This window comes from Vibrio variabilis, from assembly GCF_003263785.1.
In the GTDB taxonomy this organism is placed as follows: Bacteria; Pseudomonadota; Gammaproteobacteria; order Enterobacterales; family Vibrionaceae; genus Vibrio; species Vibrio variabilis.
Genome location: NZ_JYJK01000073.1, coordinates 38,985 through 56,613 on the forward strand (window position 1 = coordinate 38,985; position 17,629 = coordinate 56,613).

General features: G+C 46.4%; 12 protein-coding genes and 2 pseudogenes. 2 read left to right on the forward strand and 12 right to left on the reverse strand.

Going from position 1 to position 17,629, the window contains the following annotated elements:
- The first annotated feature begins 215 nt into the window (after positions 1–215).
- Positions 216–1,574 (forward strand): glutamine synthetase family protein, encoded by a 1,359-nt coding sequence (locus TZ48_RS11055; protein ID WP_338062264.1) that lies wholly within the window; start codon positions 216–218, stop codon positions 1,572–1,574.
- Positions 1,575–1,588: 14 nt separating this feature from the next.
- On the forward strand, positions 1,589–2,866 hold the full coding sequence (locus tag TZ48_RS11060) for an NAD(P)/FAD-dependent oxidoreductase (protein WP_112479187.1): 1,278 nt from the start codon (positions 1,589–1,591) through the stop codon (positions 2,864–2,866).
- Positions 2,867–3,056: 190 nt separating this feature from the next.
- On the opposite strand, the gene paeA is transcribed toward TZ48_RS11060, so the two are convergent.
- The 12 genes and pseudogenes from paeA to TZ48_RS11115 form a co-directional block, all read right to left on the reverse strand.
- Positions 3,057–4,385, reverse strand: coding sequence for a polyamine export protein PaeA (gene paeA, locus TZ48_RS11065; protein WP_112479188.1), 1,329 nt, complete (start codon positions 4,383–4,385; stop codon positions 3,057–3,059).
- An 840-nt stretch (positions 4,386–5,225) separates the two neighbouring features.
- Entirely contained in the window at positions 5,226–6,182 is a 957-nt protein-coding gene (locus tag TZ48_RS11070; RefSeq protein WP_112479189.1) for a Gfo/Idh/MocA family protein, read from the reverse strand.
- 27 nt (positions 6,183–6,209) lie between these two features.
- Entirely contained in the window at positions 6,210–7,118 is a 909-nt protein-coding gene (locus TZ48_RS11075; RefSeq protein ID WP_112479190.1) for a LysR family transcriptional regulator, read from the reverse strand.
- A gap of 27 nt (positions 7,119–7,145) precedes the next feature.
- Positions 7,146–8,465 carry a BatD family protein gene (locus TZ48_RS11080; protein WP_112479191.1) on the reverse strand — a complete coding sequence of 440 codons (1,320 nt, stop codon included), beginning with the start codon at positions 8,463–8,465 and terminating at the stop codon, positions 7,146–7,148.
- Positions 8,462–10,144 (reverse strand): vWA domain-containing protein, encoded by a 1,683-nt coding sequence (locus TZ48_RS11085; RefSeq protein WP_112479192.1) that lies wholly within the window; start codon positions 10,142–10,144, stop codon positions 8,462–8,464. Before TZ48_RS11085 ends, TZ48_RS11080 begins: the two co-directional genes overlap by 4 nt.
- Complete coding sequence (locus tag TZ48_RS11090; RefSeq protein ID WP_112479193.1) at positions 10,141–11,181, reverse strand: VWA domain-containing protein; 1,041 nt, start codon at positions 11,179–11,181, stop codon at positions 10,141–10,143. The genes TZ48_RS11085 and TZ48_RS11090 overlap by 4 nt, the downstream gene beginning before the upstream one ends.
- Positions 11,178–11,744: a DUF4381 domain-containing protein gene (locus tag TZ48_RS11095; RefSeq protein WP_112479194.1), complete on the reverse strand. Its 567-nt coding sequence runs from the start codon at positions 11,742–11,744 to the stop codon at positions 11,178–11,180. Before TZ48_RS11095 ends, TZ48_RS11090 begins: the two co-directional genes overlap by 4 nt.
- Entirely contained in the window at positions 11,741–12,643 is a 903-nt protein-coding gene (locus TZ48_RS11100; RefSeq protein ID WP_239670802.1) for a DUF58 domain-containing protein, read from the reverse strand. Before TZ48_RS11100 ends, TZ48_RS11095 begins: the two co-directional genes overlap by 4 nt.
- A 74-nt stretch (positions 12,644–12,717) precedes the next feature.
- Positions 12,718–13,064, reverse strand: a pseudogene (locus tag TZ48_RS26320) (AAA family ATPase); the annotation flags it as partial.
- 72 nt (positions 13,065–13,136) lie between these two features.
- Positions 13,137–13,714 (reverse strand): annotated as a pseudogene (locus TZ48_RS26325) (AAA family ATPase); the annotation flags it as partial.
- Positions 13,715–13,829: 115 nt separating this feature from the next.
- Entirely contained in the window at positions 13,830–16,106 is a 2,277-nt protein-coding gene (locus TZ48_RS11110; protein ID WP_112479196.1) for a multiheme c-type cytochrome, read from the reverse strand.
- 168 nt (positions 16,107–16,274) lie between these two features.
- Positions 16,275–17,267 (reverse strand): CobW family GTP-binding protein, encoded by a 993-nt coding sequence (locus tag TZ48_RS11115; RefSeq protein WP_112479197.1) that lies wholly within the window; start codon positions 17,265–17,267, stop codon positions 16,275–16,277.
- Positions 17,268–17,629: the final 362 nt, after the last annotated feature.

Genomic DNA, 17,629 nt, shown 5'->3' on the forward strand with positions numbered 1-17,629 from the left:
AAATGTCAAACAATGATGTTAATTATTTTGCAACTTTTGAGATGGTGATTAACATTTTGGATACAATAGTGTTGTGTTTTACTGAACATTGTGTCTATGGTTAAAAAGCAACCAACACGGTTAAGTCCAACTTAGGGCTTGATACATAAGGAATCGTTGGGAAAAGTGGAGGAGCCACAGTGGGAACGAGTCAACTTGCGAGTAGCACAGACAACATCGAACCAATTCAACTTGGTCACGAAACGCTTACAATTGAACGATTTATTGAACAGCACCCAGACGTCACCAGCTTGGATTTGATCCTGTTCGATATGAACGGTGTTGTTCGAGGCAAACGTGTCCCTATCACCCAACTCAACAAAGTGTTAGAACAAGGTGTTTGTCTACCCGCTTCGGTATTCGCTCTGGATATTTGTGGGGAAACGGTAGAAGAAACCGGACTGGGTTTTGAGAAAGGCGACGGTGATAGGATCTGCCGAATGGTGGCAAGCTCACTCACGACCACTCCTTGGCAAGAAAACAGCGCGCAAGCAATCGTCACAATGTTTGAGCCAACCTCAAACCAACCCTTCTTTGCCGATCCAAGACACGTACTCGAAGTACAGCTAGAAAAATTCGCTGACAAAGGACTCAAACCTTGCATCGCAGTTGAGCTGGAATTCTATCTACAAGATCTTGAACCCGACGAAGCTGGCAACCCACAACCACCCCTGATGCCAATCAGTGGCGATCGCATGACGCAAACCCAAGTCTATTCCCTAGAAGAGCTCGACGAGTTCAAAGACTTCCTCGATGAGATCATCAGCGCCTGTGAAGAGCAGAATATCCCGGCTGAAAACATCACAGCCGAGTACGCCCCTGGGCAGTTTGAGGTTAACCTAAAGCATACTGATGATGTTCTTCTCGCTTGTGACCAAGCCATGCTGTTAAAGCGTGTGGTTCGAGCGATCGCCAAAAAACACGGCTTCTACGCCAACTTTATGGCCAAGCCCTACACTGAATACGCAGGCAACGGCTGTCACGTGCATATCAGTTTGCGAGATGAAACAGGAACCAATGTTTTTGGAGAAGATGAGAGCGTTCTGCTCAACGCCATTGCTGGCGTATTAGCACACCTTGAAGACAGCATGGCGATCTTCGCGCCTAACGCTAACTCTTATCGAAGGCTACAGCCTAATATGTTTGTGCCACTTCACGCGACTTGGGGCTGGGATAATCGAACCGTTGCAGTGCGAGTGCCGGCAAGTGGTCAGTCAGACAAACGCATCGAGCACCGTCTCTCTGGCGCCGATGTTAACCCCTACCTCACCGTTGCAGTACTACTTGCATCAATACTCGATGGCATAGAGAACAAACTCACTCCACCAGAGCCAATTGAAGGCGATGCAACATTACTAGAGCTACCCATGCTGCCTATCTCTTGGGATATGTCACTGCATGAATTTGCCAACAGTCAGTTTATGAAACGCAGCTTTGGTGAGGAATTCTGCAAGGTTTACCTAGCAAACAAAAAACATGAGCAAGCTCGCTTCTCGGCGCAAGTCTCGCCATTAGAATATCAGTGGTACAAGTAAAGTAAGGATACAAAATGAAAGTGAAGCACACAGACTCTTATTACGCGGCATCGCGAAATCAGCAATTCGATTTTCCTAAACTGATAGGAGATCATGTTGCCGACGTCTGTGTTATTGGCTCCGGCATCACCGGAGCCACCGCCGCACTAGAACTTGCCAATAAAGGCTTCAAAGTTATCGTCCTAGAAGCGAATCGTGTTGGCTGGGGCGCTTCTGGAAGAAGCGGTGGTCAAGCGATCTTCGGCTGGGCATCCGAGCAAGACACCTTAGAAAAGCTAGTTGGAAAATCCGATGCTAGAAAGCTCTGGGATATCTCAGTTGAAGCGTTAGCGCTGACCAAATCCAACATCAACAAGTACAACATTGATTGCGATTGGCGAGATGGCATGGTGCATGTTGGCGTTAAGCCTCGCCACGACAAAGAGCTCAAAGCTTGGTATGACGATCTCACCGAAAACTACGGCTATGAGTCGCTCGAGATGTGGGATCAAGAAAAGACGCATCACCACATCGCAAGTCAAAAATACACATCTGGTATGTTCGATAGCAACAGCGGCCATCTGCATCCACTCAATTACACGCTTGGATTGGTAAACGCTGCCAAACAGGCTGGTGCAGAGTTTTATGAAGACAGCGCCGTGACCAAAATCGAGCACGGTGATCCAGCTACCCTGTTTACTAAAAATGGCACAGTGAAGGCGAATCACGTCATCCTCGCTTGTAACGCATATATGGATGGCTTGGAGACCAAACTGGAAAACAAAGTGATGCCTGTTGGCACCTATATTTGTGCCACCGAGCCTTTGGGTGAAGACGTTACTGGCGCTTTAATGAAAGATCATATCGCCGCTTGTGACATCAACTTTGTCTTAGATTACTTCCGCTGCTCCGGCGATCACAGGATGCTATTTGGCGGACGAGTCAGCTACTCTGGCGTGGCACCGTTTAATCTCGAAAAAGCGATGCGTGGACGCATGGTGGATATATTCCCTCAGCTATCCGATGCAAAAATTGATTATGCCTGGGGCGGAAATGTCGCCATCACCATGAATCGCGCACCACACTTTGGTCGCCTAAAGCCCAATGTCTACTTTGCTCAAGGTTTTTCCGGCCACGGTATTGCTGCAACAGGGATGGCAGGCACATTGATGGCTGAGTGTGTTGCAACCACCGCAGAACGCTTTGCGATTTTTGATAAGATCCCGCATATGCCGTTCCCTGGAGGGAGACTGTTTAAGACACCAGCTTTGGTGTTGGCGATGTCTTACTATCGGGTAAGGGATATTCTATAAAAAACTATAAAACTGGAGCCAGCAACAATTTCACTGGCTCCTTCAAAGTCCCCACACACTCACCACTCTCTCCTGTCCCTAGTCCACGCACGTCACTTCCCACAAAAAAGAACGTTCTCCCAGAGTGCATCTCGTAACTGCGTTAGCTGCCAAACTCAACATAGGGGGAGCTAGAGGGGGTAACTAACACCTAACTGCTTTTTGACCCTACAAATTCCTTTTCACCGCCTTTATTATCAACACGCGTCACCAACAACTGATCCACTTTATAATCATCAATATCAACTACCTCAAACTTATACCCCGAGAAAACAACAGAATCAGTACGACGTGGAATTTTCTTCAACATAAACATCATAAAACCAGCGATGGTTTCATAGTTTTGCGAATGCGGCAGTTCATCAATTTGCAGTGTGCGCATAACATCCGTAATAGGCGTGACACCGTCGACCAACCAAGAATGTTCATCACGGGCGACAATCTGCTCCTCACCTTCTGCTAACACCCAGCTACCCATTGCTGCGCTTTGTAAGTCATTAAACGTCACGACGCCAAGCACTAGCGCGTATTCGTTCATCACAACGGCGAAATCGACGCGATTAGATTTGAAATACTCCAGCGCTTCGGACAAGCTCAATGTATCGGGAATGATCGGGCAGCTTTGAACCACACTGCTGCTTTTCAAATCCAACGTCTGTTCATTAATAAGGCGAATCAACAGCTCGGTTGAGTTAACAAAGCCTTTGATCGCATCAAGCTGCCCATCACAGACTAAGAATTTGTGATGAGGGTTGTCAGCAATTTTGCGTTTAAGCATCGATTCATCGTCACTCAGTGAGAGAAAGGCGATGTCCTCGCGTGGTGTCATGGCAGAAGTAATAGGGATGGATTGCATCTGAAATACGCTTTCCATCATTTGTTGTTCGTTGGTATCCAGTACACCCGCTTCCGCGCCTGCATCCATAACCGCATAAATATCATCACTAGTGATGTCATCATCGCGCTCAGCAGGAACGCGTAGCAAACGAAAAATCAGAGTCGCCAAACCATTAAACACAAATACGATGGGTTTAAGGATGAGTATGCAAACCACTAGAGGCTTTACCAACGCCAAAGCCACGGTCTCCGGCATCGCCATAGCGATGCGTTTAGGCATAAGGTCAGCAAACAGAATAAACAGACTGGTAACCAAGGTAAAAGAGAGCACAAAGCTTGTTTGAGCCACCCATGTTGCTGGAATCCAATTGCTAAGCATTGCGGCGATATAAGGGGTGAACGCTGATTCCCCGACAATACCACCCATAATAGCTACTGCGTTTAGACCAATTTGCACAACCGTGAAAAAGTTCCCTGGGTGCGTTTGCAACCCAAGCACTAAAGTCGCTCGTTGATCGCCATCGTCTGCAAGTTGACGCAAACGAATTTTGCGCGCCGCAGCCAATGAGATTTCTGACATCGAGAAAAAACAGCTGATTAAGATCAGTGCCATAATTATAGAGAGGTTTTCAAGTAGACTCATGGAGACTATCCGAATAGAAAAGTGGCGCCATTCTACCACAATTGGCGAGGATAATGAGAAAACTTCCACGAAATTATTTTGTCGAGACGATAACCAACCTAACACCCTTTACAGGAAGTACATTACGCAGATTTACCATTCAAGTTACTTAAGAAAGGAGCGGCTAACCGCTTGTCGTTGAGTGCATTTATCCTTGGTCATCAGACAGCTGCAAAAGACAGCAAGAGAGCACAGTAAATACCAAAAAGTAATACAATAAAAAGAGCAACAAATGTACTAATTCGTTCAAAGATCCAACCAACACTTTGATAAAACCATTGAAACTCAGTCAACCCTCAGTCAGGTAAAACAATAAATAGTAATAAAAACATGTAATTAAGCTCAATCATTGACATGTCATATAGGAAAACGCCAAATAATATGAATATCTCAAAAACTTGATCCACATCTCATTAATCTTATTTGTAATACATTAATATAAATCCTGTTCGAGAGCACAACGTGTTTCTAGAATCGGCTAAGTCGCATACGCGCCTGAATGCCCTCATTATCTCGCTCGACCCCAAGCGATAGAGGTAATTACCAAACCTACTTGATAAAAACTAGAGCATTGTCGATTGAGCAATGTTCACTTACCCCCAAGGTTGAAGTAGGCGTCACCTACTTTAACTATGGATCTCCTAATGTCGTTTTAACCCTCGCACTATTACAGGTGGTGCGAGGGTCTTTTTTATGTCCGAATTGGTCATTGCGCTCACCACCGTCTAAGACGCAGAGGGCTAGTAACAAACCAAAACCATTAAGTGTGAAATTCGACTCTTGAATTGAAATATAAAGGTTTTATCGAAGGCCTAATACTCTTCGCATTTCACCAATGATCTCTAATGTGTCTATAGTAGCTCGCATCGGGTGCCTTTCACTCTCAATCTTGCCAAGCTTCAAACATTCCATCGCTTCGACGATTTGGTATTCAAACCCTGCGCCTTTGTGCGGCATTTCAAACACTTCACTGCCACTATCCACCGTCAGCGTAGCTTTCTCAGCGCCAAAGAATGGCTCTGCTATTTCTATTCGTCCGAGTTCACCAAAGATCGACATGGTATTTGGTGTCGTCACGTTAAAACTGCAGGTAAAAGTGGTGCATTTGCCGCTCTCGTACTCTAAAACAGCAGAGACACTCTCCTCAACACCGGTTTCACCGACGACGCCTGAAACCTGCCACTGAGTCGGCAGCTGACCAAATACGTAGTTCGACAATGCAATATTATAGATGCCAATATCATGTAAAGCTCCGCCACCCTGCTCGGGATCAAACAGTCGATCACTGTAGTTGCGTTCAGCTTTGAAACAGAAGTTGGATTGAACCAGTTTAATTTCGCCAATCTTTAACTTCCAGCGCTGTATTTGCTCCCAAACTGGCAAAAACTTAGACCAAAACGCTTCCATAATAAACACGCCCTGCTCTTTCGACACTTGCTGCAAGTGGCGAGATTGCTCGGCGGTCATCGTCAGCGCTTTTTCGCACATCACAGCCTTACCAGCATTCAGGCACATCAAGGCCTGCTCATAATGAAAGGCGTGAGGCGTGGCAATGTAGATGATGTCTACCGTGGGATCTTGTGTCAGTGCTTGATAGTCCGAATAGATAGTTTCAACCTGATACTCATCAGCAAACTGTTTTGCTCGCTGCTCGTTTCTGCTAGCTACTGCTTGGATCACAGCGCCGTCGGTAACCGCGATGCCTTTGGCAAAGTTATGGGCGATCCTTCCTGGCCCCATGACACCCCATTTAATCATGAATGCATTCCCTACTATCTGAGTGATTTACTTATTTACGGTGCTGGCGATTTTGGCAATTTGATTTCGCAGCCATTGATGTGCAGAGTCGGAATTTCGGCTTGGGTGCCACACCATACTTAGCCCATGCTCTGAGGCACTAAACGGCATTGGCAACGCTTTGACGTTCAGACCCTGTGAGAACTTAGTAAACGTCGAATGGGTGACAAGCCCAATGGCTTCCGTTCGGCTGATCACGGGTAGCATGTCAACTTCACCGGGTGCACGATACACTATTTTTCGTTTACCAAACTCAGGAAAATCCTTTTCACTAAAGAAGCTTTGACGTGTCTGCCAGCGCGACATAACGACATGTTGTTCGGCCAAATATTCGTCCGTTGTTATTGTCTCGCCAGTTAATCTTGGATGATCATTAGCGGCGACCACATAGAGCTTCTCTTTGAAGATCTCTTTGGTTTTTAGTGTCGTCACATCCGCACGCGTTCTATCAATGACCAAATCATAACGTTGCAGTCGCAAGTCGGACTCATGATCTTCGGTAAATAGTGGGTGAACCTCTAGCGACACCTTAGGTGCAATTTTGGCAAACCTAACTAACAGTTCAGGTAATACGGCATAATTTGCGGCAGAAACAGAAGCAATAGAAAAGGTCTTGGTTGATGTTTTGGGATTAAAGTCTCGTGAAGCCTCTAGGGTTGAATTGAAATTTTTAAGCGACGTTGCCAATGCAGGATAAATGTCATTGGCAAACGTCGTCGGCTCTACGCCACTGGCATTGCGATGAAACAAAGAGTCTTCATATATCTCACGTAATCGCTTGAGTGCCTTACTTACCGCAGGCTGACTAATACCCAAACGTGTCGCGGCACTGGATAGGCTCTGTTCTTCATAGATGGCTACAAAGACTGGGATAAGGTTGAGCTCGGTGTTTTTCATTATTACCTATTTATCACCTGCAAAGGCTTAGCTCGGTTTTCGCCACCTATCTAAACCTTTTAATATGAATTGACTCTCGCTTTTTCTCGAAGCGCTACTTTCTGGTGAGCCGTGCTTTAAGCAGCCACGTTTCGAGTCTTTTAGTTGACGCCACATCCAACGACTTTGGGTGGCATCCAACCTATCATCTTGCACCTCTTGGCTGGTTTGTTGCCAAGAAGCATCACTGCGCATTTTTTTGAGTTCGACTTCACCGCTCACTTGGAGACCTTTTCTGTAAATCAAACGCCTAACACTCGGCCAATCACGATGACGAATGGATTGAGCCAACTCCCACCAAGGTGGTGTTGGGTGAGTTTTAAAGAATCGATATATCAATCTCGAAGCTATTAGCAGCGCTAAGATGATTATCGAAAGTATAACGAATTCAGTTTTGTACGTATTGAAAAGCGAGCGCCAAGTGTGAGCAACCCGCACTTTTTTAGCTTCTAGAGTCATTACCTGCACAGATTGCGTTTCAACATCCCACCAGCGAATGACTTGCTCTGGAAACACCACTTCGCCGCCTGTGGTAACAATGTAAGTGACCTCATCGACACGTTTTGATTTGTATACACCTCGCGTTTGGCTATCTAATAAAACACTGGGCTTCGGATACGCTTTCACGCCAGCAATGCTGTCATCGCCAAGTGGCGGCAACATAATAGAGAGTGTATCGTCAGCTTCAACTTCGAGAGTCCTTACGATACTGTCCCCCGCATGCAGCTCTTCGGACGAAGCACTCCAAGATTCCTGCACTTTGACATCATTGGCAGAGAACCAAGCTTCGTCATGAGTAAACGACGCATCCGGAAGATAGGTAAACAGTGACATCGGTTCGGTATACAGTGTCCCAGAGACATTTGAACCATCCAAAGCCGATACTTGAACTCTAACGGGCACTTTGGGTAATCGGTACTCTCCACTTTGCTGAGGATATAAGGTTATTTCCCAGCGTTGGCGCGACCATGTCTGACCGTCTTTACGTTCCGTATAGTTAGTGGCAAGTTGATTGCGCTGCTTCACAATCAAATCCGGCATACCAAAGCCTGAGATACGCGTACCGCCAGTAAACCACCTTGGTGTGGCTACCTCGATATAAAGAATGACTTGCTCGCGTATCGCGGCCGGCTCTGATGCGTTGTCCCCTTTGCTAAGCCAAGAGGTTATCTCTACGCCACCTTCTCTTTCCAACTGATTGATAGTCATACTTGCCTGTGCCGAAATCGGGACGAGCAAGGTCATCAAGGCCAGAAGTAACAATGAACCCGCTTGAGTAAAGAGTTTCGCTAACTTAACGATGTTCATTGCTGGCTCCCCTGCTCACGAAGTTGGATTTGGAACTTGTTTCGCAAAAAGTTTTTTGGGTCTGCTTCAACTTTACGCAGCCATTTATCTGCAAGTTCCTGACTTCCCAGTATCTCATTAGCGTTCAAGGTCTCTTTTAACATCAGCTCTGAGGCCGTATTTTCTTCAGCACCGTCGGCCGTTCTCGGGTTGTCTCCAAGCTCCATCGACTCTTCTGGTCCGTCAGTGGTACCCGATTGGCTTTCACTCACTCGATTAATCTCGTCTACCAATTCACTCATGGCTTGATAGTTTTGTTTTGCCACCACAGCGATACTCTCATCATTGGTTTTCTCGATAATATCTTTATAGAGATTTCGTGCTGCAAGATATTCTCGTTGTCTTGCCAAGGCGTTTCCTAGATAAAGAACCGCTCGTTCATCACCCTGTACCTGTAAAAACTGAGACTGCGCCGAGGCAAAATCGCGTCCATAGTAAAAAGCGATGCCCTTGTTCATTGGCTCCTGAAAATGATTGGCCGCTTTGATAAATTCCCCTCGGTTAAAGTACCACTGGCCTTGCTGCTCTGGTGTCAGCCATAAGTCCATCCAAGTTTGAGTCGCACTGTCCCAAATTTCTTCGACGGCCGATTTCGGCTCTGTGATTTGCTCACTACTTGCTACTGCGGAAACTGTCTCTGCATGAGCTTGGTTCAGGAAAATATTTGGACTCATTAACGTGGCAAGAATAACCCATTGAACCAACCAACCTTTTCTAAACCACAGCAACGCCAACACCATCACTGGAAACACGAGGTAGTAACCCATGTCCCGCCACGGCATCGCCGACTCCCCCGAGATCTGCATATGACGCTCTACATCGGACGCAATACTGTTGATGTCACTGTCATCCGTGGTCAATGCGTAATATCGGCCATCGGTTGCACTGGCCAGTTGCTTCAAACTGTCCCAGTCGGTCGCAGAACTACTATGAATAGCCTCATTTCCTACCGCTAACACCATCACCAGTTGGTTCGTGTCTTGAAAAGCATCTTGATAGAGTTTAATCCCTTCTTGAGAAACACCATCAGAAACAATCAAAATCGATGCAGATGGAAAGTTTTTTAACTGCGATTGAAGCTCAGGTATTGTCGATTGGACACTCTTTCCTTGCACTGGAATCACTTCAGGTGTGATCGCATTGAGAAATGGCAAGAATACTTGATTGTCTTGTGTCATTGGCATCGCTGTATGAGCACTGCCACCGAAAACAATGAGCGACGTTTTACCGCCTTTTCTTGCTTCCAATAGGTCTCGAATCTTGTATTTTGCTCGCTCTAGACGTGACGGTGGTAGATCTGTTTGATCCATAGATGTGCTGACATCAAGCACAATGGCAAGTGCGCCTTGATCTTCGCCAAATGGCGAAGGTTCACGCTCCCATGTAGGCCCTGCGCAGATAACAATGGCAATGCCTAAAATAGCACTAAGCAACTTAAGAGGTAGCTGACTCTTCCAGCCCTGCTCTCCTATGATGAGCGCCTTTTGTAAATGCTCGGGAATAATCGTTTTCCAAGCAGCGGTTGTTTCTCGGCGCCAGCGAAGTAGTAGCAATAATCCCAGCGGCACGAATGCTAATAGCCAAATTGGGCGCATAAAATGAAACTGAGAGAAGAACTGCTCAATAGCCAAACTGCTCATGACTCGCTCTCCTGCTGTTTAGTTTCTGGATTTTGATTCGCTGTGAACAATGAACGACGTATTGTCGCCGCTGAAAATGCGATTAAATACAGCGCAACGACGATCATCATTAGGTATTGGTGAACGGTTTGTTTCGGTCGATACTGTGTGCTTTCGTACAGTTTTGGCTCCAGCTCTCCAATAGCTTGATAGGCTTGTTGCAAAGCCTCTTGATCCATCGCTTGAAACGCTTGGCCACCCGATGAGTTAGCGATGTTTTCTATGGTCTGCATATCAAGTGCCTGCTCACCAACGGTTTCTGGATCACCCATTGCAATAACGTGAATCCGTACCTGTTTCGCTGCCGCTACCGTTGCGGCATCCTTAGGCTCAACAAAGCTTCCTGTGTCATTACCATCGGTTAACACGATCACGACTTTTTCGCGTTCAGCTTCCCCCTGTGATTGCTCGAACACCTTAATCGCTAGGCCAATCGCATCGCCTAGGTGAGTACTTTGACCTGCCATCGCCACTTCGGTTTGGTTCAATAACGCAAGCCAAACATCGTGATCCGCGGTAAATGGGGTTTGCAAATAGGCGGCATCACCAAAAAGAATCAGACCAAGACGGTCTCCATCACGCGTTGCGACAAAATCCGTTAGTACACCTTTTACTGCGTCAAGTCTGGAAATCGCTTCTCCATCCGGTGATAGAAAATCCATTTCCGACATCGACCCGGATAGATCGACAGCAACCATCACATCACGGCCGAGCTTCTCACGAGTTTGAGGCTCTCCCAACACGGTTGGCTTGGTCATTGCAAAGACTAATAAGATCCACGAGACAACCAAAATAGCCCGTTGCCACCACGACGGATTTAGCTGACTTGCGCCCTGCTCAGGCTCTTCCCCAAGAATATCTAGTAGACTGCGGAAAAAAGGTACCTTAATAGCGCTCTGCTTCGTTTTGTATGCAGGCACCAACCGATACACTAAGATCGGCAGTGGTAATAGCAGCAACCATAAAGGATGGGTTAAAGAAAGACTGTCCCAACTCATGGCGTCTCTCCCATTACGCCAAAGATAGTACGCTTAGTTTTATTCAGGGCTCGCAAGATCGCTGTACTTAATGACCAGTATTGCTTGAGCCAAAGTGGCGTCGCGTGGGTATCAACCCAAAGATAGACCATGCTGTAAACCTGCTCTGCTTCTTGGTCAGTTAACACGACGGATTTAGATACTAGCGTTTTTAGCCACTTCTCACCCAAGTCTGTTGCTAGGTTAGCCTTTGATGTTTGACTCAGCGTCGATAGCCAAGCTCGGTTAAATTGCTGTGGTTGGTTTGGATACAAATAGTGAAATGTACTTTTTAACACGTCATAGCAAACCAACGACATTTCATCGGTGTTCCGGTGCAGATCCAATACCTGTTTTGCTTCTTTTCGATAACGCTGCATCTGTTTGTCGCAATACGCGTTTGCGAGCTTGTACATGATGAAGGTAATTATCAGCAAGGCCAACAACTGCCAACCTAAGGTTTGAGGAAACCAAGAGATGGCATCAGGGTTAGGAACTTCCGACATGTTACGAAGGATGTAGGAACTTGGCGCGGCTTGGGTCATGAAGAAAAGCCTCCTACCGCGCGTTTAAATGCGTCGATGTGTTTGCCATCGGTCGACAGTTCAATCACCGGCAATCGCTTCATAGCCATTAATTGCCCAAGCTTTTCCAGACGATGATGAGCGTGTGCTTGTAAACCTTGGTTCGCTTTGTCCAATTTAATTTTTTCCGTCACGCTCAGCTGATACTTTCCGTCTCCAAACACCAACGAAGCAGAATCTAAAATATCAGCCGGTAGCGCCGCTTCCAATGGGTCAGAAATCACCACACTCAAAATATCATTATGCTGCTGAAGGTACTTGAGCCTATCTAGATCAAACTCAGTCGCGCCTGACCAATCACTGATAAACAAGATGGTGGCATTCTTAAGTCCTAAGTTTCCGAGCATTCGAATAATGGAAGAAAAGCTAGCGCGCTCACTATCCTCGCTGGCGATATCTAACGCATGGTTCGCGTCATTCAATCGTTTTAGGGCATGTAGCAGATGGTTTTGAGATCGTTGTGGTTTTAAGTATTCGAGTTGGTTTGCGCGACTAATAATAAAACCAACACGGTCGTTGTCTTTTAATATTCGCCATGCGGACAATGCAGCGATCTCAGTAGCGACCACAGATTTCATGGTGTCGATAGAGGAAAAGTACATTCCACTTCGCTGGTCGACACAGAGAATAAAGTTGCGGTCTTTCTCCTCTGTATAAGTGCGAACATGGGGTTTGCCTGTACGCATGGTGACTTTCCAATCGAGATTGCGAATATCATCGCCCATTTGATAGTGACGAAGCTCCTCAAAGTTGAGGCCGCGCCCACGAAAAGGCGAACCATGTCGCCCTGACATTCGCGATTGAGCAACTAAATGTGGTAACAGCGAAAACGACTGAACCTGTGATTGCAGCTTCACCAAGCGCTCATACGAGGTGTGGATTCGATGATCGTGATTATTGGCGTGTTTAGAAGCATAGAAGTCCCTCTAGCGACTTAGCCAATAGCCACAACATCAAGCAAGTGATTAACAACATCTTGCTGTGTCACTTGTTCAGCCAGTGCGTTGTAGGACAAAGCAATTCTATGGCCAAGTACCATATTGGCGATCGCTCTTACATCATCAGGTTCGACATAATTGCGACCCTGTAACCAAGCATAAGCACGGCTACACTTATCTAGAGCAATAGACGCACGTGGCGATGAGCGACGAGGATCCAATCTGCAAGAGAAGACTCAGGGTAGCGCTCTGGCTGTCTTGTCGCCATAACAAGGTTAACAATATAGTTTTCAACCAGCTCTGAAACTTCAATCTCTGGCATTTCACGCCTAGCAGCAAACACGGAATCAGTAGAAATGGTCACGGACTCCGATTCATCCGTTGGCTGCGAGCTGTCTAGCCCACCTACTGCGCGCTCCTCATTTCGTACTAAACGAATGATATCGCGCTCAGCGTCATCTTCTGGGTAATCCACTGTGACTTTCATGATGAAGCGATCCATCTGCGCCTCTGGCAGTGGATAAGTACCCTCTTGTTCAATCGGGTTTTGCGTCGCCAGCACCATAAACAGCTCTGGCAATTTATGGCTATCACCACCCACTGTCACTGTACCTTCCGCCATAGCCTCAAGGAGTGCTGCTTGTACTTTTGCAGGGGCACGGTTGATTTCATCGGCCAACACGATGCTATTAAAAATAGGGCCGGCTTGAAAATGAAGTTGGGGCTTGCCGTCCACGTCTTGATATATCTCTGTACCTGTAACATCGGATGGGAGTAAGTCTGGTGTGAACTGAATACGCCCAAAACTGGTATTCAAACGCTCGGCCAGCGACTTAATGGAGCGAGTCTTTGCGGTACCAGGTAAACCTTCAAGCAAGATGTGGCCGTTGGTAATCAACCGACCACCAGTGCTGTCACCACGTGTTGTTGGCCTATCACTGATTTTCCCACTTCTGTCACTAGGCGGTTAAGTTCTGTTTGCGCTTGATTCATGGGTTCACACCTTTTGCTTGCTCGTCTTCGTTTAAATGAATAGACCTCAATAATTGACTTAATACTACTTAGTCACTCTATAACTTTTGGTTATAGAGGTAATGCTTTTTCACGGTTAATAACGTGATTTTAGCTGCTGTATAACTTCTGGTGGTGCTAACTTCGACAATTGATTGAGACACTGCGCGGCGCCTTGGTGCTTATGCTTAAGCATTAAGTCGCACTTAGAAAACAGATGCTCTGGATTTCTACTCAATTGATAGGCCTTATCAACCGCTTTAAGTGAGACGTGAACATCCGCTGTTTCCATCGCTAACCCATAAACAAACCAATACTGTGGATTGTTTACTTCTAGCTGTGTCGCCTTATCAAGTAGTTGGCTAGCCGTGGTTTTGTCGCCTTGACGAAGCTTTGACAACGCAGCACTGTAATGAATCGCCGCCGATTTTGGTTGGTTTTTGATCCCAAGCGCGAGTGTTTTGTCCGCGGATGCTTCGTCACCCTGCCCTCGATACAGATCGGCAAGATTGATGTAGCTGTTCTCAAAATAGGGTTCAATGGCGATCGCCCCTTGGTACTCTTTAATCGCGAGCGTTGGTTTGCCTTGAGCAGCATAGACATTGCCAAGATTGGTTCGTCCAAAACCACGGTCGGCATTGTATTGCTGAATATCAATGTATTCTTGCAGTGGCGCTTTAAGTTGATCTTTTTGTTGGGGGTTGAGCTCTCGCCAATACTGCGCTAACGCACCAGCAGCTTCCGCACGAACAGCGAGAACATCGTCATTAAGCAGCGGTGCAATGATTTGCCAACGTTGGTGAGCAGGATAAGGGGCACTACCCTGAATAGCACCAATTCGAATCATTGCCTCACTATTTTTTACCGCTCTACCCAGCGCGATTAAGCTATTTTGCCCTTGGTAGTTCGCCATTCTTTGTAATGCTGACGCCCTTACAATCGATGCTTGGTTAATGTCTTGCGCGATATAGGAAAGCGCATCGGCCGCCGCTGGGTGACCAATATCTGCCGCATAAAATGCAATCCCATAATGCTGACTATTTTGATAGTTCGAGTCTGGGAACCACTGTGCCAAAGTTTGAATGGCCCAATCCGTCCCCTTGTCCTCATGACAAGAAGAACAAACGTTAGGAGTGCCGATGTGTTTACTCATATCCGGTCTAGGTACATGCCAACTGTGATCACGCCGTGGATCGACCTCCATATAGGTCGTTTCCGGCATATGACAGGTCGTACATTGGCTCGCTTCGCTACCTGCCTCATGAAAGGTGTGTTTTTCTGGTGCGTATTCCGAAGCGACGTGGCATTGAGCACAAACCGCCTGTTCCGGAATTTTCAGTTTGGCGGAATGAGGCTCGTGACAGTTGGTACAGGTTACGCCCTTTTGTGCCATCTTAGATTGTTCAAACGAGCCGAAGACATACACTTCATCATAAATCTGACCATCTGAATGATATAGCTCAGGCGTTAGATTAGAGACCAGGTACTTGTCAAAGATATCTCCTTGCACGTGGTCATACTGCTCAGACAATTGCACTCGGCGACTATGGCATTGAGCACACACTTTAACTTGTTGGGTTTCCTTGATGGCTTTAGGTTTGAGCGTAGAACTTCCCTCTTGATAGACCCACTCGGATACGGCTTTTGAAAGGTCGCGATCGAAGCCATAGTGACTGCTTGAATTAAATTGGTTTGGGTTGTTTTGCTTGGAAAGCTCAATATGTACACTTGCCGGGCCGTGGCAGGCTTCACAGCCCACGGTTATTTCAGACCAGTTAGTCGCATAGCGATTGGTCTCTTTGTCATAGTTCTTTTTTAGGTTAGTCGAATGGCAGTCGGCGCACATAAAGTTCCAATTTTGCCCTGTATTTGTCCAGTAAAACTCATCGCTGTTCGTAGTGTCTGGATAGAGGTGATACCAACGCTGGCCGCCTTGCGCGTTGTCTCTAGAATCCCAGGTGAAAGGGATTAACTGAACTCGTCCATCGTCAAATTCAACCATGTACTGTTGAAGTGGATAGTGGCCAAAGGTGTAGGCAATCTGATAATCGTGGAACTGGCCATCTGGTCCTTCAATATTGACCCAGTACTGCTCCCCTTTTTTGAAAAATCGATTCTCTTTACCTTTAAATTCAAATGTAGCGTTGTCGAAATCCCCTAAGACGCTTTGGGGAGTAGCGTGATCCATGGCTCGCTCATGGTCGGATCCTTTCCATTGCTCAACTTCTTTTTGATGGCACTCAATGCAAGCTTCGCTTCCAACATAGCTCGCTTCTCTGCTGTTCGTCGTCGGCAGATCCGTTTCATTTCCATAGGAACCTACGCTTGCCAGCAGCATAAACACAGCACTTAACACCCGATACACCACGCTCATCCGACATTCCTTTGCTTGTTTGCAACTTATTGTTATTTCAATAATAACAATAGCCTAGAATGAACATCCGGCAAGGCTCACCAGCGGAATTACTCATTTTTCATATAAAAAAAGAGAGGTATTTCGCCTCTCTCATTCATCTGCAATGCTCAGTGTCCGATTACAATATTATGCGTTCAAACCACATAGCCTCAGAAGGATGACTTCCAAGTCTTCCCATGGCATTAATTGTGAATCGATAACTTCAATGCGAGATTCATAGCCCTCAAGTGACATCTGATTGACCGACACAACTCGATTTGCGACGTTGAATGCGAAGCAGCCTTTATCGGTGTTAACGACGGCTTTAACACGCTCCGCGTTTAGGTCACTAAAGAGTGAAAACAGCTCGTCGAAATTAAACTTGTGCTCCTCGCCAACAATCCAACCGCAGCTGAAATAGCCTTGCCCTTGGTTTTCACGGCGAATGTATGGTTTCTCCGGCGGCAGCTCAAATACAGGCTCTAAGTCGCTATGGTCATGGTCGTGATGATGAGCATGACCATTTGCCTCTGCCGATGCCTCTCGTCTTTCAAGATCCAACAATTCAAGAGGAAGTTGGCCGTTTTTCACCAGTTTATGGAATATCTTAGCGGGTTGCTGATCTGTCACCCAGTCATTGAATACGTCGATATCTTGTGCCGTGCACTCGTCAATCTTATTACCAATGATGACTTCTGCCGATGCGAGCTGATCGTTGAAGTTGTTGTTTTCAAGATGACGTTCATCAGACAAGTTACGTGGGTCCACCAGCGCAATGGTCGCTCTCAGATCAATGTAATTTTGGTATTGTTCTGAGGTTAGCGTTTTAATCACTTGCTTAGGATGACCAAGGCCAGTCGGCTCGATAATCAGGCGATCGGGCTTTTGTCTGAGCAGCGCATTAATGCCCACCGACATGGGCACTCCCGCCGTACAACACATACAACCACCCGGAACTTCCTTAATCATCGCTCCACCCTCTGCCATCATGGCGCCATCAATACCGACTTCACCAAATTCATTGACCAATACAGCCCAATTCTCATGTTGCGGTTTTTCTTTTAGTAAATTGAGAATGGCCGTAGTCTTACCTACGCCAAGAAACCCAGTGATGATGTTAGTAGGTACTTGATTTTTCATTGTCTTACTCGATGTCTGTCAATAACCAAAGTATATACCTAACGCGCTGCACTATTCTAGCTACGGTATTGATATACGAAAGCTATCTAATAGTGAGCGATATCTGAGGAGAGTGCGCGGTTTTCATAGACGACAAAAGGCGCACTTTGCGCGCGCCTTGATCCCTCGTTACTCAATCGTGAGTTCGCGAATCTTCAAGCCAAGTTGAGCGGCTAAGATATTAAAACGAGGCAGTAGTATGTGTTTCTTAAGTTGCACATCCAAATTGTAGGTAGGGACTTTAATCCTCCATGTTTGTCGAATATGAACCCTACGATTTAACTATGGTACAAAAATGACTTTTTTCAAGCTGTAGGCTAAAA

What these genes read in the sequence shown, in the direction of transcription:
- TZ48_RS11060 (WP_112479187.1), top strand. Translation starts at nt 1,589, where the DNA reads ATGAAAGTGAAGCACACAGACTCTTATTACGCGGCATCGCGAAATCAG.
- paeA (WP_112479188.1), bottom strand. Translation starts at nt 4,385, where the DNA reads ATGAGTCTACTTGAAAACCTCTCTATAATTATGGCACTGATCTTAATC.
- TZ48_RS11070 (WP_112479189.1), bottom strand. Translation starts at nt 6,182, where the DNA reads ATGATTAAATGGGGTGTCATGGGGCCAGGAAGGATCGCCCATAACTTT.
- TZ48_RS11075 (WP_112479190.1), bottom strand. Translation starts at nt 7,118, where the DNA reads ATGAAAAACACCGAGCTCAACCTTATCCCAGTCTTTGTAGCCATCTAT.
- TZ48_RS11080 (WP_112479191.1), bottom strand. Translation starts at nt 8,465, where the DNA reads ATGAACATCGTTAAGTTAGCGAAACTCTTTACTCAAGCGGGTTCATTG.
- TZ48_RS11085 (WP_112479192.1), bottom strand. Translation starts at nt 10,144, where the DNA reads ATGAGCAGTTTGGCTATTGAGCAGTTCTTCTCTCAGTTTCATTTTATG.
- TZ48_RS11090 (WP_112479193.1), bottom strand. Translation starts at nt 11,181, where the DNA reads ATGAGTTGGGACAGTCTTTCTTTAACCCATCCTTTATGGTTGCTGCTA.
- TZ48_RS11095 (WP_112479194.1), bottom strand. Translation starts at nt 11,744, where the DNA reads ATGACCCAAGCCGCGCCAAGTTCCTACATCCTTCGTAACATGTCGGAA.
- TZ48_RS11110 (WP_112479196.1), bottom strand. Translation starts at nt 16,106, where the DNA reads ATGAGCGTGGTGTATCGGGTGTTAAGTGCTGTGTTTATGCTGCTGGCA.
- TZ48_RS11115 (WP_112479197.1), bottom strand. Translation starts at nt 17,267, where the DNA reads ATGAAAAATCAAGTACCTACTAACATCATCACTGGGTTTCTTGGCGTA.